Below are 22,885 nucleotides of genomic sequence, written 5' to 3'. Positions count from 1 at the left end.
AGCCGAGGGCTCGTGTTCCGACGCCTCCTCGAGCAGGCCGTCGCCACCGGTCCAGTGACCGAGGCCGCCGTCAGTCGCGGCTACCAGTGGTCCGACCACAAGATGTAGGGGCAGGAGGAGCTAACCGACCACCCCGTTCCGCGGAAACGTGGCGCCGCTCCACCCCTGGCGCTCGCACGGCGGAGCAAGCGAGGCCTTCGCCTGCGCGAGCCCAATCTGCGAGCGGCGACGGCGCGTCACACGCCGAGGCAGGATGACAGCGCCCGGAAACGTGAAGGCCTCGAAGTGGCGGGGGTTCACGACCATCGAGCGACTTCGGGCCTCAAACCCGACGAACCCGCTGGTCAACGCCCTGTCCTATGCAGCCGCCCGGGCGGCTGCCCTACTCAATGTCGGTCCCGACCGGTCCGGTCCCGAGAAACTCCACGGTCGGCTGCACCTTCGGGTTCAGGACCCGAAGAGCCGCCGCCACATCAGCTACCTACTCCTCGTCCTCGATGGGGTGCTTCGCGGGCACCTGCGTGTCTTCCGGCTCGATACTCTCATCGTCCCCGTCGTCTGCCGTGGCCGGCTTCTCTGGTGGGCTGTTCGACGCGGTGCGCATCATCCGCTCGTACGAGGTTTCCGGTCGGTTGCCGGTGGCGTAGTCGGCGGCGAGCGACACCGCCGCCCGCTCCTGAGCCGAGACCTCCATTCCGTCGTCCATGATCGCCTGCATCAACTCGGCAGTCCGCCGGACAAGCATCTCCTCCCCGAAGTAAGTGGCCAGGTGGTCCCAGGCGAGCGTCTTGGTCCGTTCGACCGCCGCCGCTCCCATGGACCGGGCTCGGATCTCACCCATGGAGTCGACGAACAGCGACAACATCACTCGGTTGTCCTCGGCGAGCTCGTGCAGCGCTCTCCGTCCTTCCTCGCTCTCCGCGAGGAGATCTGCCAGGCGCACCGTCCGGGTTGCGGCGGCGAACGCGGCCGGGGATAGCTCGATGAGACTCTGGCGCAGCTCGCCCTCCAGCGCCGTGGCGATGTCAGCGGTGACGAGTTCGGCGCCGATGTCCTTCCGGTGGCCCGCCACCAGTACCAAGATCAGGCGCGCGCTCAGCGACCGCGTCTCGCCCAAGACCCCTCGAATGAGCTCGGCTCGCGCCTCGTCGGTCGGAAGCCGCTTGAGCAGCCGCAGAGCTGCCCGAATGATGACCATGGATCCGCTGAAGGTCAGCATCCCGGTTTCCTCGGGCAGCCGAGGGAGGAGATCGAGCAGGACAGGAAGCGCCACGCGCGCTGGATCCCCATCTAGCTCGTCGGCAAATACTGGGAGCTCTTCGAGGCTCGCGTTCATCCGCTCGATGAGGTCCATCAGCTCAGCCGGTGAGAGGGCGTCGAGCAGCTCCTGCAACCGGTCTCTGTCCGTCAAGCGCTCCAGCGCCTCTTCCACCAGCCTGGCGGGCAATACGCCGTCGGGGAGTTGCCTCTCCAGGTAGAAGCGGAACACGGTTGAGCTGGCGATCTTTCGATGCCGCCTCCAGGTCACCTCCCACTCCGGCCCGTAGTGCATGTTCTCGACGTAGCGGCGAGCACCGGGGAACAGCCACTGGCAGATGGCGGACGCGAGCAACGGATCGACCCCGAACAGTGGCGCGACGGGCGTCTCCAACGGGTCCCGGCCGTGCTGGTACCCGGTCTGGCCGACGGTGGTGGCCTGCGCGGAGAGGTTCTCGACTACGGAGATCACCGCATCGAACATTGCCGGCTGGAGCACTCGGACCGCCTCGATACCGATGAGGTCGGCGAGTGCCACCTCGTCGCCGACCAGCCGCATCGTCATCGAGAGCGAGCCGAGCAGCCGCCGCACGCTCCTCGGCGTCGCCAGCAGTGGCCGAACGACGAAGGCAAAGATGTTCTGCCAGTCGCCGGCGTCGAGTGGGCCCGTCGGGACGGTGTCGACCAGTCGCTGCAGACCGGCGAGGAAGATGGACGTGACGTCGGGCTGGCGCGCCGCGGGCACGTCATGGGTGACCTGAACAATCTTCTCCAGGTAGGCACGACCACGCTCCGGGCTGCCCTCGCCAAGGCACTCCTCGACCCGACCTCGATCGAACGCCAGCAGGTACAGCGTGTTGGGGAAGTCGCCCACGAGACGTACCAGCCGGACCATGTCCAGCACCTCCTCGGGCCGGAGCCGGTCGACGTCGTCGACGATCACGACCAGTCGTCGATCCAGTGCCTCCAATAGGGCGCGGAGTTCTTGGCGCTGCTGGAACACCGATGGTTGGCTGGCGAAGTCGCCGATGATGTCCGCTGCAGCGTTGACCGCGGAGCCCGCTCCGACGAACGAGGCGAGCGGAGAGAGCAGGCGTCCATACTTCGCCAGCTTCTCGGCGATGGCCTTGATGGCCGAGTCCCGCCTGTCGAGTTGCTTGCCCACCTCGTCGAAGAACGAACTGACGAGTGCCTCGGTCCCAGAGAACATCCACGGGTTGAACTGAACAACGATGGCCTGATCCCCGAGGGCGTCGACGGTCATGTTGAGGATGGAGGTCTTGCCGCTGCCCCACGCTCCAGTCAGCCCCATCACGTAGCCACGGGCGGCCGGAGCCGCCAGGATCTCGGCAGCCAGGGCCTCTGCGAAGGGGCGGCGGCCGAGGCGGTCCCCTGCGAGGGCACCGATCGGCGCGTCCCCCTGCTCCATTACTTCGTCTTCGATGCTGACGGTCTCCTCACTGTCGCTCACGGGTTCCTCCTTGCGCGTGCTGCCTTGCGTGCCCGGCTGATCCGGGCGTCCAGCGTGTTGCGGGCCACACCAAGCGCTCGAGCGATCTCCTGTGGGGTCCAGCCGGCCGCAAGCATGACGAAGGCGGCCTGATCCCGTCCGACCATCGGCGCCAGCGCCTCAGCGACGACGGCCTTCTCCTCGGTGATCTCCGCCGGTCCAGGCCCAGGATCGACCGGCAAGGACACGACCGCTCCCTCACCGGCGCCGTCGAGCGGGATCACGACCTCCGGGAGACGCCGGAGGTGCCAACGCCAGCGGTTGGCCACATCAGGAAGGCAGCACGCAGAGAAGTAGTCCTCGAGGCTCGTGCCCTGTTCCGGATCCCACCGACCCTCGGGTAAGACGCGCGTTCGGAACCGGTCCAGGCAGTCCTCGACGGCCTCTGCCGCGATGTCTTGGGCGTGAGATGCGCCCTGGAGCACTGGCCTCCTCCGGATAGACACTCCGGCTCTGGCACACCGTCGGTAGATCGCTCCCGTGCGGATGGCGGACTCCAGGTCCGGCAAGGCCCGGCTGACCAGGCGTCGCGCCAGCTCCCCCCAGGCCGGGCCGGCATACCCAGTCCGGACAACCTCGTCAACCAGCTGCGCCGTGGCCAGCCCGCCGACCGCTGCGGTCGAGCCACCTGCCGGTGGCGTCATCTCCCCAGCGGCAGCCGGATCGGCCCTCATACTCACTATCTGTCGCGCCAGGTCCGATTTCTGACGTCCCGGTTCGACCGGTTTCGGAGCCACATGAGAAGGCTGACACGCCGGACCGCCGCCAGCGCACCTTCAGGAGTCGTGATCGGCGAGGGCTCCAAGCACCGCCGTGTGTCCGGGCAGGTGGTGGGTACCGCGCACACCGATGAGCGTCGCCCACCGCTTGACGGAAGGCGGCGACGAAGGCTCGCGCACGGCTGGGGAAAGGTCCATGGCGGCGCGCGACGGTGTACCTACCTGCACAGGCTGTTCGCGCTTCCTCTGGGCGCGAGACTGCGAGCATAGAGAGCCAGGGCGGCCCGAATTCGTCCGAAGGTCAGAACAAGCCGAGTCCTGATCCTACGGTGAACGATCAGACGCTGAGCCGGGTGCTGACGGCGTTGCTGTCGCTCGTCTTCACTGGGCTCGTCCTCGTCCTTCCCCCGATCGTCAGCAGGCAACTGGCGAGCGCGGAGCATACGTTGGAGAAGCCACTGGTGGGCTTCATCGTGGCCGCGGCGGTGTTTCTCGTCGCCGCGTCCTCGGCCAGTTCCGCTCCGCCGCAGCCGAGCATCCCGCAGACGAGCGATTCGCAGAACTCGTCGAGGCACTGACGAACGAAAGCCAGCGATTCGCCGCCCGACGGGCCGACAACCGAGTCGAGAAAGCCGTCACCGGCCAGATCGCCATCCGCCGACCGCCAGTCGGGATCATCCGCTTCGACGTCACCGAGCTCACCGTCGCATCCCCAACCGTCGCTCACGCTCTGTATCCAGGTCCCCAGCAGCGACACCGACAAGCGACAGCTCCGCCAGATCACCGAGTGAATTCTCACCCGAGCCCTGCATCGGGGGGGTTGCGAGCCAGCCTGGGTTGAACGAAGCTCACCCGGGGGAGGTAGCCCCGCCAGGTCGTCGAGCTGTTGCGCCTAGCTGTAGCTAGCCTTCGGATGTGAGCTCACCCGCTGGCACCGACGAGCTGGCCATCTGAAGGTCCGACAACCGTCAGATCGAGGTGCTCCGCCGTTGTGAACTCTCGGACCCGTAACTGGACGGCCCGCCGCACCTGGCGGTCCTCCACCGTCTCGCCAACGAGGCTCCCGAATGGATCGCAGATCGCGCGCAGGTACGGCGGGGCGTGCTCCAGGTCCGCCCTGAGGTTGCCGGCGAGGTAGAGCCAGAACATCGGGCGGAGGTCGCTGTGCGACGCGCTCTTCCACTCATTCCACGACATCGCCTGCACTCGGGCGTCAACACCGGACGACTTCAGCTCGATCAATCGGTCAATCTCGCCGTCGCGGATGGCGAGGAGGTCGAAGCCCGGATGGACCCGGCTCACACCACGCGCCCCAAGGTGGCTCATCACCTTCTTGACGGCGTCACTCAGCTCCTCGGCCCGAGCGATCGCGGCAGGCGTGTGGACCTCCACGACGAGGGTGTCGCCGACGCCCTGCATGGCCCCACCCGCGATCACCGCCACGGACCGGCCGTCGCGGCCAAGTCGTCGGGCTTCGTACGCGACCGCAATCTGCATGCCCAACCTGTCGAGCGCCGAGAGATCCGTTCCGGCTGCGGCGCGCTTCGGGGAGCCCGGAGATGCTCCGGTGCCCGAACCCGCTCCATCACGATGTCGGTCCTCGCCCTGGCCGCCGCCGGTGGGCTCGTCGCCGGTGACGATGAGTGGCTGCCCGTCGAGGAGAAGCGATGAGAAGTCGTGAAGTGGCACGGGCGGAGCGGCCAGCTGCGTGGCATCGGGTCGCGTCGATCGACCCTCGTTGCGTGACTGCTTGGACTCGGGTGCGGCGGTGGGTCCAGCGACCGGTGTCTGCCCTTCGGTCTCGTTCTCTGGCTCCTCCGCCAGCTCGTCGAGCACGTCCTGGTAGTGGCCGGATGCCCCGGCGATGTCGAGGAGCTGCCGACGTTGTCGCTCGTTGCTGGTGATGAACGCGAGGAACGTCTCTACGAGGTTGACTCCGAGCGTGTCGGCGAGGGCCATTGCCAGACTCTGTGCGGCGTCCGGTGCGGGTGGCCACGCTGGACCGTTCCACACCACGAAGCCCTGGAACTGCGCCGTTCCTGCGCGGGGCCGCACGAAGTAGTTGCGTCCAGGCTGGCGTTCGAGTGCTTGCCCGTCGAGGGTGCAGTCCAACACGAGGTCGTCGACGGGTTCGACCCGTTCCACGAAGTCGATGAGGTCGGAGCGATCACGGGCATTGGTCCGCTCGGCCCGGATGCGAGCGAGGAGTGGAGCAACGAGTTGACGGAGCCCGGTGCGCATCTCGAGGAGCTCGCCGGGGGCAAGCGAGCACTCGCCTGGGTCCGGCCGCCAGTTGAGGACATTCTCAAGCACACGGCAACCGAAGATCGACGTGAGCGGTGCCTCAGCCGCTGGCTCCGCTTCGAGGACGAAGATCGGAACTCGTCCGGCGAGCCCGCTGCGTTCCTTGATCCCGGGCGTGCCTGCGAACAGCACCTCACCCGCAGCGAGGAACCGGTAGCCCTCGGCCGTCTCGGCCAGCAACGGCGTGGTCTTGAGGACCGGAGTGCCGACGGCTCTCGCTTGGCCGCTCAACAGCTCAAACATCGATCGGTACGCCGGCTTGATGACGTGGCGAAGCGCTCCCGGATCGCCGGCATTCTGGGCGTAGAGCACCTCGAGCTGTCGACACAGGAGATCCGCATCGTCGACGGTGAACGTCGAAGGGCTCATCTCCCCCCGAACGCCCAACCGCTCGCAGAAGCTGCGGAGCGCGTTGGCGGGCAGGTCGGGTGACTGCTTCAGCACCGGGATCAGGTCACTCGCGTCTCGGTGGCCACGAGTCGACGAGAACCGCCGCTCGATCTCAGGGATCCGCCGCCACGTAACCTCGGGCCGCCGCGGTCCCCGCGACGTCGGGCAGATCCCGCTCCTCCGCAGCCGGTGCAGCCACAGGTTGTCACCGAGGAGGGTGAGCTCCTCCGACAACGCCTTCTGCGGCTTGCTCCGTGAACTCGGCCATTTGCCGGTTTCAACGAGCGCCAACTGCGCGTCCGCGAACGGGGCGAAGGCGCTCCAGTGCTGGATGAGGTGGTCGAAGAGACGACCAGCGACCACCGACGACGCGTCACGCTCCGCTGCTTCGGTCAGCGCGAGGCCATGGTCAAGGTCGTGGACCTCGTAAAGGTACGGCACGACCTCGCCATGATCCGGTCGAGCGGAGAGCAGCGCATCGAGCCCGTCCCTGTAGGCGGCCCACGTATCGCCCAGCTCGCGGAAGGCCCAGCCCTTGGGTTGCTCCAGCTCCTTGGTGGTCAGCCATCCCGTGTCGCGGTCCTCGACGTCGTGGAAGTGAACGAGCCGAAGTGAGCGATTGACGCCGATCCACGACAGGAAGTTGAGCCACCGCTCGAACTCAGTCGTCCCGAGGGCCCGATCGACATCTTCGTCGAGGTCGACCTCCTCGTCATCGCCGTCGCTCGCGCTCTCGGACGGTGCCTCGTCGGGCGACTCGAGAAGACCGAGGAACCACTCGGGCGACACGAGGAACCGAGCATCGATCTGGGAGCGCGACGCGTCGCCGTCCGACAAGGCATCCAACACGTGCTCGAACGAGCGATCCTCGATCCACGCTCGACCGAAATAGGCGCGGTACGCGGGAACCCACTCCTCGGTCCCGTCATCCGCCACGCAAGGCACCGGTAGGCGGCTCAAGTTGAAGATGGCCCGATCGCTCTGCAGTCGCTGATAGCGCAGCGGCCGGTCGGGCTTGGTTAAAGCGCCTGCGAGCTGGCAGATCGCTGCGAGCGAGCCCTTGCTCTGCAGGTCGGCGCGCCACGAGAGCTCGTCGGGCGTCGGGTTGAGGCCGAGCGCCGGCAGCACCGAAGCCTGCATGACCTCCTGGAAGCGGAACTCCTTGACGTCGAACAGCGCCGACCACACCCGCATCTGCTCACCCAGCATCGCGTTGCGTTCGTTCCTGTTCAGCGCCCCCCAGCAGACCGAGTGGCACAGGAACCGCAAGCCTCGCAGCGGGAAGTCCTGCCGGGCAGATTGCGGGGGGTAGAAGGCGGTGTCCTCCCCGAGCGCGACACGGACGACGCTGCCGTCATCGTTTCGATGGACCGGGAAGATCGGCTGCTGGCGGGCATCACCCTCGAGGATCGCTCGCTCGTGGCCGTCCGCTCGTTCCCACAGCAGGGCACTCAGCTCCAGGACTGGATCGACCTCGTATCCGCCGGACTCGTGCTCCCGCATCGCCGAGCACTCTGGATCGGCGAGTGCGCCCAGAACGGCGAGGCACTCCGAGGGGGTCAACTGTGCGGCTCCGTGGTCAGCCGCGACCCGGGCCCAGCGCCCGCGGCAGAACTGCGCAGCGGGGAAATCCGCCTCGCCCCAGCGAGCGACCTCCCCCAGCACAGTGCGGAACAGCTCGCCTTCTGCCTCCACGAGCGGAGATGGCAGCACACAGGCCGCCAATGGCTTCTCATCGCCCAGTTCAGTCGGCAGCAACGGCTTCTCGGCGAGCGCATCGACCAGGCACTTGTGCAGCAGCTCGGCGGGGGGACCGTCCCTTGGGTCCTCCCCTCGGTCGAGTACTGCCAGCACCCGTTCGAGCCCATCGCTCCGAAGCACCGGAAGCATCTCGTCCACGAAGAGGCGCGCCGCCTCCCGCACGAGGTGCGAGTTGTAATCGCCCCGCTCAGATCGGACTCGGACCTGCTGACGGGACAGGTCCGTCGCGAACGCTCCGTTTACCAACATCGGGTACGGGCACCGCTCCTCGGTTGGCAGGAAGACGTGGAAGTGCCTCCAACTCTCCGGCATCTCTTCTGGAGGGCCATCGGCGAGGACGGCGATGGACACCTCGGTGAGATCGACGCCTTCCCAAGCGGGGCCACTCAGTCCGACGCGGTTGGGTCCGATCGGGACGTTGCCGTCGTGCGCAATGTAGAAGGCCGCCTGGTCCTGGTCCGTGCTCGCAGCGGTCACCCGGTACAGACCTGATCCACCCAGTCCTGGTACGGGAACCCAGCGCTCACCGTCGAGGACCTCACGCCGGACCGTCCACTCCCTCCGCTCGGACCGTCCCGCCTGGTCGATCTCCACGACCACCGACTCCAGGTGCTTCAGAAACAGCACCGTCGTCAGAGGGAGACTCAACAAGCGCTCCGCGAGCGAGGCCCGCTGGTCCGGCTCGAGGTCGGATCGGAACGGGAAGACGAAGGCCGTGTTGAACGCGTCGGAGCGCAGGTCGCGCCACCGAGGGTCAGCGTCGGCATCATCGATCGCCGACGGGAACCGCATGGCTGGGACGGTCCTCGGTCGAGCGTTCCCGAACTCATCCCAGAGCGCGTCGATGTGTGGCCGAGCCTCTCGCTCACCCAGGCGGAACGAGTGGGTACGAGACAACACCGCTGGCGCGTCGGTGATCTCCAGCACGCTCTTGAAGCCGAGCCCCTTGTGTCCGATAGAGGCGCGTTTCGTGCCGGCGGCATCGACCTTCGAGCTGGCGCCGAGCCCACACAGGCCCTGCACATCAGGGTCAGTCAGCGCACGACCCGAGTTCGCCATCCACAGCGCGTCGTCGGTGACGAGAAACGCGACGCGATCCCGCTGCGTCGCGTGCCCCTCCATCGCGTCGTCCGCGTTCTGGAGCAGCTCATACACGAGACGCCCCCGGTAGTCGCTCGCTACCTGGGCCTCCTGACTGACGTCCTCCTGCAACCGGGACGGCGCCGCCCGGTAGACGCCGAGGTTCTGCTCGACGATCCGATCGATGACGTCGCTTGCCATCCCGCTACCGGCTTCGGCGCAGCCGGTACACGCCTCGGTCGACTCGCTTGAGATCGTCGTACGTCGTGCCGTGGTGGTCCGGCGAGTCCCCGCACATCCGCGAGGTGATGTGCGTCCGGATCGTGCTCTCCGCCAGGTTGCTGCCCTGCGATCGCAGCTCGTCGAGGACCTCAGCGATGGTAAACGTGTCACCCGACCTCGGTCGGATGCGTTCAATCGCCGCCAAGATCTGCTCTCGTGCTGTTCCGCCCATCATGATGCCGCTCACCGACTTTCCCCACTTCTGCTCGGCGGGTTCCAGCGATCGTCGCTACACGGACCCGGAGCGAAGCGTAGTGAACAGCTGGTGTGGAGACCGCCAAGCGAGGGTCTTGCGCGGTCGGCAGTTGAGCTCGTCTGCGACGCACACGAGGGTCGTGAACGCTGTGCACGCGGAGATCTGACGACTTCGGGAAGTAGTCGCGCAACAGACCGTTGGTGTTCTCGTTGCTCGGACGCTCCCAGGGCCGACCCGGATGGCACAGGTAGTCAGGCATGGCAAGGGCCCGTGTAACCTCGTGATGACGGGCATCTCGGCGCCCTGGAGTCCCAGGTGAGGGAACGACGCAGTGCTGCCAGGAGGTCACCGAAGAGCTCGATCACCTTGTCGCAGGCTCTCCGCGCGAGTGACAACGGCCATGTCATCCTCCCCATAGGCGGCCACTGACCCTCCCCGCGGACAGCCATCGGAATTCTTCACGCGTGGCCGTCGGTGTCCCCCGGGGTGCTGGGAACGTGATCCACGAAGAGGGACCCCTCCCCGGCTGAGATCGACGGTGCTCACCAACCGGTCCGGCACGAGGAGGAGCTACGACATCGCCGTAGCCTCCGCCGCTCACTGACGGGATCAGCCGAGATCGCAGCTCCATGACCCGTTTCAGCTGATCAGTGCAGGCACATAGGGGTGCACCCGTGCTGCCCTATGCAGCCTCTCGGAGATTCGCCGACCCATCGCGAATCCGCAGCGTACGGGCCGCACGCGCCGCGCCCACCTGCATAGGGCAGCGTGCGCGAAGTTGATCAGGTCCCGAGAAAAAGCCCCGAGAAACCCCGATCTTCGACCTCGGGCTAGACCCGAAATCGCTTGTCAGGCGCCTGTTCCCTATGCACGAGGCGCACCGACCAGCGTTTCGATGGTGGCGGGGGAAGCCGCTGGTCAGAGCCCTGCCCTATGCAGCCGCCTAGGCGGTTGCCCTACTCAATGTTGGTCCGTACATGCCGATGTCCCGAGAAACTCCATGACGAAGACGCACCTTCGGGTTCGCGATCCGAAGCGCGGCACGCCGGTGATTCGTCGGCTGTTTCGCTTCTCGCTGCGTGCTCGTGGCCGCCGCTGGAAGTCGATTGAGACACCTCACGCGGCCGGCTTCTTGGGCGACAAGATCAGCTCGACGAACCTGTTCTGCTCCGGCACCCAGGAGTGCTCGCCGTCGGCGTAGACGACCGCGTGGGCCAACATGGGGAGAGCCTCGGGTACCCACTCGCTCGGATCTCCCGAGGCGGTCGGGACGAAGCTGACGGCCAGGCTGCCCGTGAGCCGTCCCCCCAGGTACTCGAACATCTCCTTGGGAATCGCCCACACGACGCCCTGCATCACGCCGTGACCCGCGGCGGCACCAAAGGTCACCTTCTCCACGTACCAGTCGAAGCCCTTCACGTCCTGGGGAACGCTGCCGAACTGCAGCTTCGACACCGCCGACAGGATCGGCGCCGCGCCGGCAGCCACCGTGCCCACCCCAGGCACCACGCCGAGCGCCGAGGCCACCTGGCCGGCACCGGCCACGATCGGCTGCATCCGTTGCCACTCCGCAGCCGCCTTCTCGGTCCAGTCGGACTGATGGGCGACCGGCGCCAGGTACTTGGCGCTCGCCGCCAGCTCCTGGACTCGCCACCCCCCGGCGATCGGGAAGTAGAGATACACCCGGGCGGCGATGTCCTCGAGGCGGTGCCACAGGTCGAGCTTCTTACGGCTCTCGAACAGGTGACGATGCTCGGGCTTGGTGCCCCCGTGACCGATCGTCCACCAATACTCGTAGACCGGCGTCGCCGCGGTCGTCTGCGCTGCGGATCCCCCGGCCGGGAGCACCTCTGCGTGGGTCATGTCCAGCACCGGCTCGGTCTCCCCGAACACCTCCAGGTAGTACGGATCCGCCTGCTGGTCCCAGGAGGCGAGATCCGGTGGGTGGGAGGCAACGGTGATCACCTTCTCATCGTGTCCCACATCCGCTCACCTCGCCACCGTCGACGCCTGACCCTGTCGCGACCACTCTCCTGCAGCCGTCCTTCGCAGCGGGTCGCCTTTGTCAGCGGAGCCGGGGACGGATTGAAGGTAGGCGTCGTAGTCGATGGTCGGCGCGCTTCCAGGCGCCCGAGGGGGCCACCTCCCCGGACACTCAGGCTCGGCCGATGACCGCAAGGTCCGCGCGTGCGTCAATCGCTCTCGTTCGTATCGCCGCGAGCAGCGTTCGCAGCGCTCTTCCTCGCGGTTGGAGAAGCCGCTGACGGCTTAGTCCGGGGTGGACCGACCAAATCTCCGTGGTCCGAGTGAGCGGGTCGCGGGTGACGATTTCGTCGAAGGTACCGACCGTCCCGACGATGTACCGCTCGGGACGACTGACGGCTCTCTTCTCAAGCAGGGCCCGCATGGTGTCGGCCGGCCGGAGCAAGTAGGCGACGCTGCGGATGGTTTGCTGGCCGATCTCCTCGGCTTCTTTGAGCCCGCTGCCTCTCACGCCTTGTCCGCCGGCAGCGATCCGCTTTCGTTCTGCTGGCTGCATAGCCTTGCAGTGGACGAGCCGGACGTGGGGTCGACCGGTCTGAGGATGGGCAAGCCATCCAAGGATGAAGTCGGCGACTTCATTCGTCCCGTCGTCGCAGAAGACGAAGTCAGCGCTCTCGACACGTGCTTGGCGAACGACGAACTGGAACAGCGACGCAGGCGTCGTCGTCGCCTTCACGCCCCTGAGGCTCGCCAGGATGGCAGTCGTGCTGGCGGCGTCTTTCTCGGGGAGAGTGATGGTCGTCGTATCGAGGACGGCGAATCGGTTGTCCGCGCTGAGCGGTGCCGGGTTCGTTGAAAGGGGCCGGGGCTCGTCAGCGATGGCGAAGTAGGCGTCGTCGCCGAGAGGGGCGATGCATCCTCCCGGTCCGCGCATGACGGATCCGTCGCTGAAGAACACCGAGATCGGGTGTCGCTGCAGGCGATCGGCGAGAGCCTCGCTGTGCCCTCGTCGTCGGAATTCGCCTGGTGCGCTCAGCAGCTGGCCGTCGGTCGCGTAGGTGACCGTGGTCAACGTCCTCCCATCGTGGAAGAGGCTCAGGTCGATGTCGCCGCCGTCTTGACGGGCGAGCGGAGCCAGCTCCAAGTCCGCGAATGGGACGGCCGCCATGCCGTCGATTTGATACTCGGCGTCCCAATTGACGTCGAAGAACGGCGCGAAGATTGCGGCGATGGGTCTCGCCGTCGGGCCGAGAGGGCTGTCAGCGATTGGCCGCCGAGTTGACCGACTGGCACACCGCCTTCGAGCTCTCGGCATAGGTTGGCGGCCCACATCGCGTAGTCGCCGAGACGTGCGTAGCCGGTCTGCCACACGCGGCGTTTGTCCATGGCGATGCCGATCTGGGTCCGATCATGGGCACCTGCTCCGGCCGGGATGATCCCGATGGCGTGCCCTATCTCGTGGAGTGCGCGGTCGTCGAGGCTCAGCGCTTGGTCCACGCTGCGACCTGCGCCGGTCTCGTACGAGAGGACTCCAGCAACGACGGGATGGATTGCTCGCTTCCCTAGTCCGGTGAATCGTGCGTCGGACCACGAGTCTCCGCGATACTGCGCGAGCTCGGAGCGCGACGGCCTCTGGAGACTCGGACCGAATAGTCGGGCAAGAGCTCGCGCCGTCATGTCTGGGGGGAGCGTGCTCCTGACGCAGAGCCACCAGGCCTTCCCGTCTTGGCGCGGCTCTATCGCCAGGACTATGTACTCGTACTCCTGCTGACCGCTCGGCGTCGCCTGCAGCCACTGCCTTTGGTGTTCGCGGGCGAGCAGCGCGGCGAAGCAGGTGCCTTCCCGAAGCACCTTCACGCTGTACGCCGAGTCGCGTGGCGCAGTCCCGCCTGCGCTCCCCGCCTCGTCCGCTCCTTCTTCCGGGGTTGCCATGCGGAGTTCGGCCAGGCCGGCAGCGAGCAGCTCGTAGTCGGGCGCCAATGAGAGCCGATAAACGTCAGCGAGCATGAAGGCACGGAAGTTCTCGATGGTGAATGCGTCGGCCATGTCGGCCGTGTCGGGCGAGAACACGGTCCACGCCCGCGAGGAGCCTTCTCCGAGGTCCTTCGCTAGTTCGGGAATGAGCCGGTCCCATCGCTGGCCGTCGCGATGGAGCTCGACGAGGATCTCGGGATGGTCGTCGACGGCGGCGATCAGCACCGCGTGCTCTTCGGATGTCTCTGGGGAGGCGGAGGCGCTGTACTCGGTTCGAGCGACTCGACCGGCGAATTGGATCGTGACCGGCAGAGAGCGGTGCGGGTTGTGGTAGGCGGCGATCTTGAGGCTCGGGAGGTCGAAGCCTTCGCCGAGAACGCCGACGAAGGCCACTCCGGAGCTTTCCCCGGACTGGAGTCGACCGGTAGCAGCCGCCAATTGCTTCGTCGTCGTCTGGTGCGTGATCACCTCAAGGACGATTTGAGGGTCTAGGTCTCGGTAGAGAGCGCCGAGGCTTTCGGCGCACTGGACCGTGTCCGCCCGGACGAGCAGTCTGGCGGCCTTTCGACCCGCGGCGGCGTCGCGGTGCCGCAGCTCGAGGATCGCCGCCTCTGCGACAGCCCGGTCGCGGCCTTCGGCGGTTGCGTCCGCAGCGACACGTTTGTAGGTGATCGGAACGAAGAAGCCTTCGTCGACGGCCTTGTCGATCGGGTATTGGAAGATGGTCCGGCCAGGAAGAGAGCGGCGGTCCCGACGGTAAGGGGTGGCGGTGAAGCCGACCGCAACGGCTGCCGGGAAGGCCGTTCGCACCCCTACCCAGCTTGGGGCGCCGAGGTGATGCGCCTCGTCGAAGACGACTAGGTCGAAGAGATTGGGGTCCGGAGGGTCGATCACTGCCTTCCCCGTGGGGCTCACCGATTGAGTGTGGCTCACCACGACGTCGTATTCCTCGAACCGTTCCCAGTCGCTGGGTGACTCGATCCGACCGACGTGCTCTAGGACACGCGGCTGCGGGAGGCTGCCAGGGATCACCCCTTTACTCCGCAGGTGGTCCTGGGCGCGGACGCGGGCAGCGAGCTGACCTCTGACGACGACAGACGGAGCGATGATCAGGACTCTGCCGCTGGTGAACAAGAACGGAGCGAGTGCGATCAGCTCGCTCTTTCCGTACCCGGTCGGAAGGCCGAGGATCGCCACGCCGTCGTCTGGTGCGGTCGCCCAGCTCCGCATGGCGAAGACAGCGCCTCTCTGGCCGGGTCGGAGCCTCGAAAGCGTGTCGTCATCGAGTCTCACGCCGCCGCGGTGGCACTGGTAGTAGCCGGGGTTGGCCTGGACGTCGGTCATAGCTTGGACCGAAGGGGCAGGCGAGGGCGGTCCGGCACCGACGGCATAGCCGCTACCCCTCTTGGCCGGAGTCTTCGACCGCGTCTTCTTCGGCCGTCGTCAGGGGTCCGATGTCGCCGACCAGTCGATCGAGGTCGAGGCGGAGTCCACCGTTCTCGAAGTAGCCGATTGGATCGCGTACGCAGATCCATGAGGGCGAGGTGGTGTCTGCTTCGTAGATCCGGTAGAGCAAGTAGCGGCGTCGGACGCGTACGGCGAGGCGGAACTCGGCTCCGGGCCAGCTGAACCTTCCGTCGCGTCCGGTCGTCGACTTGACTTCGACCCAGAGATCTTGCCCGTCGTCATCGACCGACTTGATGTCGTGATCCGCGAAGGGAGCGTCAGCGGCAACCCATCTCACCTGGTCCCCGGACAAGCCCACCTTCTCCACCCGTTCACGTTCGAGGGCGAGGACGATCTCCTCGCCGCGACGACCGAGCGCTCGATCCTCTTCGTCGCCGCCTGGGTCTTGAGGCGGCCACCCGCTCGGGAATCCGCCGCCGGAGCGATGTCTCGGGGTCCGCTCGCTCTGCACCCCTTCGGGCGCGGCGGGTCGCGGGCTGACATCATCAAGGTCGGGAAGAGGTGGGCGGGGGATCCTGTGTTGGTCCGGAGCCGGTGCGTGAGGAGGGTCGCCGACAGGAGCGCTGGACGACGTATGGAGCGCATTGCGCACGACGGAGCGCCCGATCGCCTCGACGAGCGAGGAGGATTCGTCGTCTCCGCTGTCTTCGGCGTCATCCACGAATTCGACATCGGGATGCCAGACGATTCTTCGGCGTTGGAGCTCGCGTTGGATTTCGGGCACTGATCGGCAGCGCAGCAGGAAGTAGATGGGGTCGCCGAGCAGCTGCCCGGCGACGCTGCTGGGATCGGCGAGGACGGCGACGGCGACGGCGACCGCCCTGTGCAACTCGAAGGAGCCCGGCACCCGGTGCACGACAATCTGCTCGTCGAGCAGGAGAAACTCAGCCTGAACGGCTACGGTGACGCCGGCCAGCCGGTAGCGGCGGGCGATGCCGTCGACCACGACGATGCGGTCGATCCGTGCAAGGCGGGCCGCAAGCGCCGCGGCGGTCAAGGCACGCTCGGAGTTCGACACGGTCGAGACGAGCGCCACGACCGCTGACGCGAAGTTCGGTGCTTGCAGCCGCTTGAGGGTGCTGTCGCCTCCGAGGGAATCGTCGTCGGGGAACTCCGGGCCGCACTCGGTCCCGAGCTCGATGACCACCTGCGAGAGGTGGTGGGCCCCTGCGGCGAGGAAGAACGGCGCGACTCGTCTGTCCGCCGTGTCGGCAAACGCGACCGGCGCTTCGGCGTCGCGCGCGGCCGACGCCAGTGCCGGGTGGTCATTGATCACGATGCGACGGGTGAGAGCATCGGCGAGCGTGTGGAGGAAGCCGCGGTCGTCGAGCAAACACTTGGTGTCGCTGGGCAGGCCCTCCGGAGGTCCGTCGAGTTGACGGTACGCTCGCCGCAGGACGTCGACCGCGCGCGAAGGCAAAGCGCCGTACGAGCCGTAGCGTTCGCCGATCCGTATGATCAGGCGCCGCCAGTGCGACAGCGTAGGCGTCGTGTTCGCTCCGAGGGCGGTCCCCACGTCGCGCTGTCCGTCCGGGAGGACGGTCACGGCGTCGAGGAACGTCTTGCGGTGCTCCGAGCCGACGAGGCAGTCGTCGGGAGCCTCCCATCCTGCGCCGGTCCAGAGGATCCGCTCGCTGCGGAACTCGTCGGGCCGCCGCCGCTCACGGCGCAGCGCATCGGCCAGAGCTCGGCTCACCACCTCCGGCCGGGTCGGGCGCTCTCCAGATTCACGGAGCTTGGCGATGACTTCGACAATGTCGTCGGCCAGGGGTTCTGACCGGCAGCCGAGCTTCCTGAGTTGGCTCGCGGGCGCGTCGACTGCGAAGGGCGCTTCCTCGCCGAGCACGGCGATCGTTCGCTCCGTCCGGATATAGGCGTCCGTCGGAGCGGACAGTGCTCCAGACGCGGTCTCGAGGAAGCGGATGCTCTTGAGTTGGGCCAGCACGGAGCGAGTCAGAAGTTCGGGGAGCCGAGTCAGTGCCTGTCGCACAGACGACGGAGGCTCGCCGCCTTGTGCGACGAGCACCGCCAAAGCCACGAGGTCGGTGCCGCGTACCTGGTCCCTGAACTTCAGGCGCTTCAGCGACTCGTTCACCTCGTCGGTGGGCAGGGGGAGATGCAGCGCCGGCGCGAGCAGGGCAGCTCCTCGGGCCGAGCTGCTGACCATGTCCGCCGGGGCGACGGCCTCGCCGTGTCGGTCCACGAGCACCGGAGATCGACGGACCGCTGCCCAGGCTTTCTCCGAGAGCGACGGCCGTCCGCGTAGGTATGCGGCCAGGGCGTCGCGCTCCCCTGGCGCTGCCGTCCCCTGGAAGATCTTGTTCGCCACGTCGATCGCCCAACTCGACGTGTTGAAGGGCCGGCACATCTCGGTCAAGACCCGGTAGTGGGCCAGCTCGGGATGCAGCGTCTGCGCCCGGGGGGCGATCCCCGCGAGCGCCTCATCGACGGTCCAGAGCGGCGCGCTGGGCGCCGCCAACGTCCCTGCTGCGGTCATCGTAGTCGGCGACCGACGGAGGTCGCTCTTGTGCGAGTCCTTGAGCTCCGTGCGGCACGCATCAAAAGCAGCCGCGAATCTTCGCTGCACGGAGAGATCCGCCAGCGCAGCCGGGAAGTCGGGATAGGCACGAGCCGCTTCACCGGCGGCGTCCAATCTGGTGGCGAGCCCAGCCGGGTCGGCCCCGGCACAACGGAGGCGAATGAGGGATCCGACCGTGAATGTCTTGGCACCGCATTCGGCGGCAAGCGCCCGCACGTCGGCACGCTCCGCCAGGCGACGGTCAAGCACCTCTTCGGACGGAATCGTCTGAGCGACGAACTCAGAGAGCGCAGGCGCGGCGGGCACGACGAGCGCGCCCGCCGCGGCAAGCACGGGCCGGCCGCCCCGTCGTCTCCTCAGGGTGGGCCAGCATCGCTCGACGCCGAGGAGCCTGCGGATCTCGTCGGGCAGCGCCGGCACGGTGGACGCGCTGGCCGATCGAGGGGTGAGGGCGACGAAGGCGTCGGCCCCGTAGGTCTCGAAGAGGCGGTCAGGTAACAGCTTGACCGCAAAGCGGGCCGCTTCGTCGACTAGCCAGGCGTTCCAACTGCTGTTCTGCGGGTCGACGATGTTGCTGCGATCTTCGGTCATCTCGAACGGCGCGCTCACGCTGAAGGGGAAGCCGGTCCGCGACCCGCCCGCGCTGAGCGGGTAGTACAGGACCCCGGCCGCTCGGAGGTCGAGTCGGTCACGTCTGACTCGGAAGGAGATGCCGAGGCGGATCCGACCACCGCTCACCCGGAAGTAGCGAGGCAGGTCTCGTTTCGGAAGCGTCGGCGGCGGGGCAAGCACCACCTGGTACTCGGCTTCCGAGATAACGGTCGATGCCTCATCAGACGAGTCCCCGCTGCCCGCCAACCGAATGGAGCGTCGCACGAGACCGGGAACCCCAGGGACGGCGCGGGCAGTCTGGCGCCAGCGCAGTTCTTGCCCGAGTCGCTCCGACCGCACCGTCACTGACCTCAGGTTCTTTCCCGCGCCAGGTTGCGCCAGCTTGACGAGGGTGGGAGCGAGCTCGGCGGAGATCGTTTTCAGGGCCTGGCGCTCATAAGCCTCGTCGAAGGCCTGGAGCGGAGCTTCGGCGACTCGGCGGTAGGGGACGGTGATGATGACGCCAGGCGATCCGGCCGACTGGGGGTCTGGCAGCGGCTTGTCGAGGGTCCCTTGGCTCCAGTCGAGGATCGTTCTGCGCCCGCCGGACGCGACGTGGATGCGGTCCCCGAAGAGGAAGAGCGAGCGGAGGCCGAAGTTCTTCGAGCCGATGCCGTTGGTCTTGGCTTCGATTCGTGCGGCCTCTCCGGCGACGTGGCCCGTGCCGAGCATGACGCCCAGTCGCTTCCAGCCGCGGTTGTCGATGTTCGCGCCGTTGCCTCGTACCACGAGCGCCTCGACGCCGAACTCGATCGTGAGTTCCGTACCGGCGGCGTCGTATTCGTTTTGCACCAACTCTCGCAGCACGTCCGCCGGATTGTGACTCATGGCGAACTCGGCGAGAAGGCTCGTGCCGACTCGGAAGCGGAAGTCCAGCGCCCGCTCGTCGACGTCCTGATCAAGCATGGCTCGCCCCCCGACCGACGGGCGCGACGTGACGACCGCGTCCGTGCCGGCGGCGGCGCTTTTGGAGTCGGTCATTGTTGGGCTTCGTCATCACCCGCCTCGATCTCGTCGCGTCGATCGGCCTGAACGGCGGCTCGGTACCTCTCGATGTACGCGCGGATCGCGACAGGCCGGAAGCGGACTTCGTCGTGGGCGCCGAAACGAGCGAGGCGGAGGCGACGCAGGTTGGCGATCACGAGGGACTTGAGCTCGCTCTCCAGCATTCGGCCGAGCGCCTTGCACTTCTCGTGGGCTTCGTAGACGACGAAGGGCACGTGCTTGACCAGGCGTTTATTGGACATGTAGTTGTGCTCCTGGTCGAGCGAGAAGCCGGTGCGGTGCAAGGTGGCGACGAGCAGCTCGATGTTGCGAAGCACCCGCTCGTTGGCCTGCTCGGGACCGAGGAGCCGGAGCGTCTCGAGGAACTCGTACCGGGGGGCGAGCGGTGGCGGGTCGCCCCGCGAGTGGCCGACGTAGAACATCGCGTAGTCGGCGGTCTCCATCATGCGGACGTACGGGTCGTCCTCGATCGCGTCGAGCGTCTTCCAGTAGCTGTCGAGCATCTGGTTGGTCCGGTGGTTGTCTCGCCGTGCGATGAAGTTGTCGGTCCAGAAGTCGACCCGTTCCTCTTCGTAGTGGCGGTACATGTCGGTCAGGGCGTGGAAGGGCCGGGCGGCGGCGAAGGTGACGAAGTAGTCGCCGTCGCGCTCGCCGTCAAGCGAGGTGAGCAGCAGGTTCATCGACTCGTTGTCCGCCAGCATGGAGCCTCGGGCCATGTCCCAGTTGGGATCGACCGGGGGGACGCTGCCGCCGGGGTGTCCTTTCGCGATGAACCAATTGACGACGGTGGCGAACAGGTGCAGCTGGCTGCTCTTGACTGCACCGGCGAACAGCGGGGGCTGCCGGCGATCTCGGATGTGGCGCAGGATCTCGTAGGAGAGAGTGACGCCTTCGCGAACCATGTCGCCGTAGGGGTCGGTCCGCTGGTAGTGGTGCGACTCGCGCTCCTGGAGGGTGACGGTGCCGTCGCGAATGTGGACTCGTGGGGCCGGGAGTTGCTGGGCGTCGCCCAGCGAGCGGGCGAGGCCTCGGAAGACCTGCTCGTCGGCGCGCCACTGGACGACGTCGGTGGCGCACTTGGCCATGTGCTCGTACTCGGCCTCGTTGAGGCCGTCGTTGCGGTACATGAACGGCGCCATCACCATGCCGGTGTTCTTCGGGCTGTCGATGGCGCTGCGGTTGAGCGGGACGCTGTACCACGGCGAAGAATGGCGCCGGGCGAGTTCGCCTTCGAGCCGGACGAAGACGACGCTGTTGTTGAACGTCACCACCTCGCTGCCGGCCGCGTCCGCGAAGGTGCTGGCGGTGTCGACCTGCATGTTGCTGGCGTACGTGCTGCCGTCGCTCCCGGCTACGACGACGGTCGACCAGTCCTGGGGCGTCGATCCGTTTTCCGGGCTGACGCGGCGGACGACCCGCTCACCGAAGACGCGGAAGCGGAGCTGCTCCGCGAGCGTCGCTTCGTCGAGGACGACTGGGCGGCCGACGCCGCCGGAGGCGGGGGGGACGACGACCGACTCGTGGGACAGCCCGAACCAGCGGTAGCAGATTTGCTCCAGCTCGGCACGCGCTGCGTGCAGGCGGCGTCGGTGGACCTCGTCGGCCGCGCCGGCCTCGTGGTAGGCGTCCACGTCGGCGTTGTAGGCGACGGTCTTGGCGACGATCATCTCGGCCACGAGATCCCGCGGGTCGATCTTCTGGAGCGCCCGTGCGGCTTCCCGCAGCACGGTGTCGCGTCGGGAGCGGACATACTCGCGGGCGTCGACGAGCTTGGCGATCGCCTCGGTAGGGGGGTCGTCCGCCAGCTCACGGATGTCGTCGAGCGTGAGTGCGGTGTCGGCGTGCAGGTGGGGGGCGAGGGCGTAGCGCTGCCCGTCCTCCGAGTCGTCTTCGAGTTCGACGAGGTGGCCGGTGGCGACGAGTCGTCGGGCGAGCTTGTAGTAGACGGGCAGCGTCACCGAGTCTCGGACCGCGTCGGCAGCGCCCGCCAGACGGGCGCCGTGTTCTGACATGTGGCGGTGGATCTGCGGCACGGTCGCGCCGAGCGCCACGTCGGCGACATACTCACGCAGGTAGCGGAAGATCGCCTGTTCGCGTTCGGCGACGTCGAAGCGCCGCGCCTCGGGGCTCACCGGAGGTCGTCCAGATTCCGCTTGGGGCCCCAACCGGCGGCCTGGATGTCGGCCCACACGTCGGGCGTCGCTCCCCCGTGGCTGGTCACCCGGCGGCGGACGTCGACGACGGTCGCGTGACGGACGGTCTCGGCCACCCCGCTGAGCACGCACGTGCCTTGCGGGAGCTTAGGGAGGCTTCGGACCATTTCCTGGGGGGCGTCGGCGAACACGCCCCGGAGGGCGTCGAGCTGGTCGGGCTCGATGGCGTGGAGGAAGCGGGTCAACAGCCGCTTGAGGATGCTCCGGTCGACGTCGGCCGGGCTTTGGGTGGTGAGGATGAGCCCGAGCCGGTAGTGCCGGCCGATGCGTGCGATCTCCCGCAGCACCTGGGTGGACACGTTGCGGTCGTCGTTGGGCGCGACAAGGTGGAACTCGTCGATCGAGAGGACGGTGAAGGGAATTTCCCGTCGCCGAGCGAGGTTCTGGATGTCGCGGGCGACCGCCGCCGTGATGACCCGGAGGTCGGGCAGCAGCTGGGTCCGGCAGTCAATGTTGACGAAGGCACCGTTGACGAGCGTCGTCCTCCAGTCGAACTGCGGCCCGATGTAGGGAAGGCGGTCGAGCGCCTGGGTCCGCAGCTGGGCCGGCCGGAGGGTGTTCGCTTGGGCCATGTTGAGGTTCGGCGCCTGGTCGGCGATCTCTTGGACCAGATCCGCGACCCCGAAAGTGGCGCGGCGGTTCTGGCGCACCTCTCGTTGGAGAACGTTGAAGGCGTACCCGATGAGGGTCTCGATGTTGGTTCCCCGCTGGACGCCGGCGATCGCTTCGATGAGGTCTTCGCTCGTGAGGGCGCTGAGCGGCAAGGTGAAGCCGTTGCCGGGGCGCACCGTCGTGCCGCCGAGCTCGGTGGCGGCGTCGATCAATTCGCCGTTCACGTCGATGTTGACCTGCGCCACGCCGAGGCGGCGAAGCTCCTCCGCGAGCACGCCCCGGGTGTAGCTCTTGCCGCTGCCGATTCCCCCGACGATGAGGACGTGGCGCTGCAGGGCGGCGGGGTCGAGCACGACTGGAACGTCCCCTTGGCCGTGGACAAGGCCGAGGTGGACGCCGTCTTCAGGGTCCGAGAGGAAGCCGAGGACAGCGCCGACCACGGCGGCGTCGGCGGAGAAGACGAGACCGCCAGCCCGCGGCAACGACCGGACCTCGTGGGGGTCCCCCGGCGTGCCGTCGGCTGAAAGCGGGATCTCCTCGACTGCCTCAGCCTCGACGAGCCGGTAGATGACCGTCGACTGCCCCTCCTGGGAGTACTCGCTGCCGAAGGGGAGGACGGAGCGGACGGTCGAGCTAAGAGGATCCTCGTGCGGGTTGACCTCGTGGGCGTCGAGGACTCGGCTCACCACGAGTGCCGGCGCGTCCTCGCGGCCTGCCTCTACGACGACGAACTCGCCGGGGACGACGTCGGCGCCGGGATTGAGACGGAAGCGGACGGTCTCGAAGCTGGGCGACTGGTCGTCGCTCACCACCGTCCCAAGCACGGGGCGGGGGTCACGGCGAGGCCCTCCGACGACGATCTCCGCCTCGACGACCTGGTCGTCGAGCTCTGCATCTGCCGGCACTGGATACATCTCGGCCACCACGCGCCTCCTAACCACT

Annotated in this window: 12 protein-coding genes; all 12 read right to left on the bottom strand. The window is 67.4% G+C overall.

Going from position 1 to position 22,885, the window contains the following annotated elements:
- Positions 1-481: 481 nt before the first annotated feature.
- The 12 genes from VNF71_00670 to VNF71_00615 all read right to left on the bottom strand — a co-directional run bounded on the left by VNF71_00670 (position 482) and on the right by VNF71_00615 (position 22,857).
- Positions 482-2,728 (bottom strand): P-loop NTPase fold protein, encoded by a 2,247-nt coding sequence (locus VNF71_00670; protein HVA73061.1) that lies wholly within the window; start codon positions 2,726-2,728, stop codon positions 482-484.
- A complete protein-coding gene (locus VNF71_00665) occupies positions 2,725-3,441 on the bottom strand; it encodes a sigma factor-like helix-turn-helix DNA-binding protein (protein HVA73060.1) in 717 nt (238 codons plus the stop codon). The genes VNF71_00670 and VNF71_00665 overlap by 4 nt, the downstream gene beginning before the upstream one ends.
- Before the next feature lie 102 nt (positions 3,442-3,543).
- Positions 3,544-3,684, bottom strand: a complete 141-nt coding sequence (locus tag VNF71_00660) for a hypothetical protein (protein HVA73059.1) — start codon at positions 3,682-3,684, stop codon at positions 3,544-3,546.
- A gap of 139 nt (positions 3,685-3,823) precedes the next feature.
- Positions 3,824-4,270: a hypothetical protein gene (locus tag VNF71_00655; GenBank protein ID HVA73058.1), complete on the bottom strand. Its 447-nt coding sequence runs from the start codon at positions 4,268-4,270 to the stop codon at positions 3,824-3,826.
- Positions 4,271-4,407: 137 nt separating this feature from the next.
- Complete coding sequence (locus tag VNF71_00650) at positions 4,408-9,222, bottom strand: hypothetical protein (GenBank protein HVA73057.1); 4,815 nt, start codon at positions 9,220-9,222, stop codon at positions 4,408-4,410.
- A 4-nt stretch (positions 9,223-9,226) separates the two neighbouring features.
- A complete protein-coding gene (locus VNF71_00645; protein HVA73056.1) occupies positions 9,227-9,490 on the bottom strand; it encodes a hypothetical protein in 264 nt (87 codons plus the stop codon).
- 1,125 nt (positions 9,491-10,615) lie between these two features.
- Positions 10,616-11,482, bottom strand: coding sequence for a hypothetical protein (locus tag VNF71_00640; protein ID HVA73055.1), 867 nt, complete (start codon positions 11,480-11,482; stop codon positions 10,616-10,618).
- Positions 11,483-11,654: 172 nt separating this feature from the next.
- Positions 11,655-12,650 carry a hypothetical protein gene (locus VNF71_00635; protein HVA73054.1) on the bottom strand — a complete coding sequence of 332 codons (996 nt, stop codon included), beginning with the start codon at positions 12,648-12,650 and terminating at the stop codon, positions 11,655-11,657.
- Positions 12,578-14,800, bottom strand: a complete 2,223-nt coding sequence (locus VNF71_00630; GenBank protein ID HVA73053.1) for a DEAD/DEAH box helicase family protein — start codon at positions 14,798-14,800, stop codon at positions 12,578-12,580. The genes VNF71_00635 and VNF71_00630 overlap by 73 nt, the downstream gene beginning before the upstream one ends.
- A gap of 52 nt (positions 14,801-14,852) precedes the next feature.
- Positions 14,853-19,094, bottom strand: coding sequence for a DUF3883 domain-containing protein (locus VNF71_00625; protein ID HVA73052.1), 4,242 nt, complete (start codon positions 19,092-19,094; stop codon positions 14,853-14,855).
- On the bottom strand, positions 19,091-21,250 hold the full coding sequence (locus VNF71_00620) for a hypothetical protein (protein HVA73051.1): 2,160 nt from the start codon (positions 21,248-21,250) through the stop codon (positions 19,091-19,093). Before VNF71_00620 ends, VNF71_00625 begins: the two co-directional genes overlap by 4 nt.
- Positions 21,247-22,857, bottom strand: coding sequence for an ATP-binding protein (locus VNF71_00615; GenBank protein ID HVA73050.1), 1,611 nt, complete (start codon positions 22,855-22,857; stop codon positions 21,247-21,249). Before VNF71_00615 ends, VNF71_00620 begins: the two co-directional genes overlap by 4 nt.
- Positions 22,858-22,885: the final 28 nt, after the last annotated feature.

The organism is Acidimicrobiales bacterium, assembly GCA_035533095.1.
GTDB lineage: Bacteria > Actinomycetota > Acidimicrobiia > Acidimicrobiales > Palsa-688 > DATLUM01.
Note: the sequence above shows the minus strand (reverse complement) of the source record. Positions and strands in the feature narration are given on the sequence as shown.

What these genes read in the sequence shown, in the direction of transcription:
- VNF71_00665 (HVA73060.1), bottom strand. Translation starts at nt 3,441, where the DNA reads ATGAGGGCCGATCCGGCTGCCGCTGGGGAGATGACGCCACCGGCAGGT.
- VNF71_00660 (HVA73059.1), bottom strand. Translation starts at nt 3,684, where the DNA reads ATGGACCTTTCCCCAGCCGTGCGCGAGCCTTCGTCGCCGCCTTCCGTC.
- VNF71_00650 (HVA73057.1), bottom strand. Translation starts at nt 9,222, where the DNA reads ATGGCAAGCGACGTCATCGATCGGATCGTCGAGCAGAACCTCGGCGTC.
- VNF71_00635 (HVA73054.1), bottom strand. Translation starts at nt 12,650, where the DNA reads ATGGCGGCCGTCCCATTCGCGGACTTGGAGCTGGCTCCGCTCGCCCGT.
- VNF71_00630 (HVA73053.1), bottom strand. Translation starts at nt 14,800, where the DNA reads ATGACCGACGTCCAGGCCAACCCCGGCTACTACCAGTGCCACCGCGGC.
- VNF71_00625 (HVA73052.1), bottom strand. Translation starts at nt 19,094, where the DNA reads ATGACCGACTCCAAAAGCGCCGCCGCCGGCACGGACGCGGTCGTCACG.
- VNF71_00615 (HVA73050.1), bottom strand. Translation starts at nt 22,857, where the DNA reads ATGTATCCAGTGCCGGCAGATGCAGAGCTCGACGACCAGGTCGTCGAG.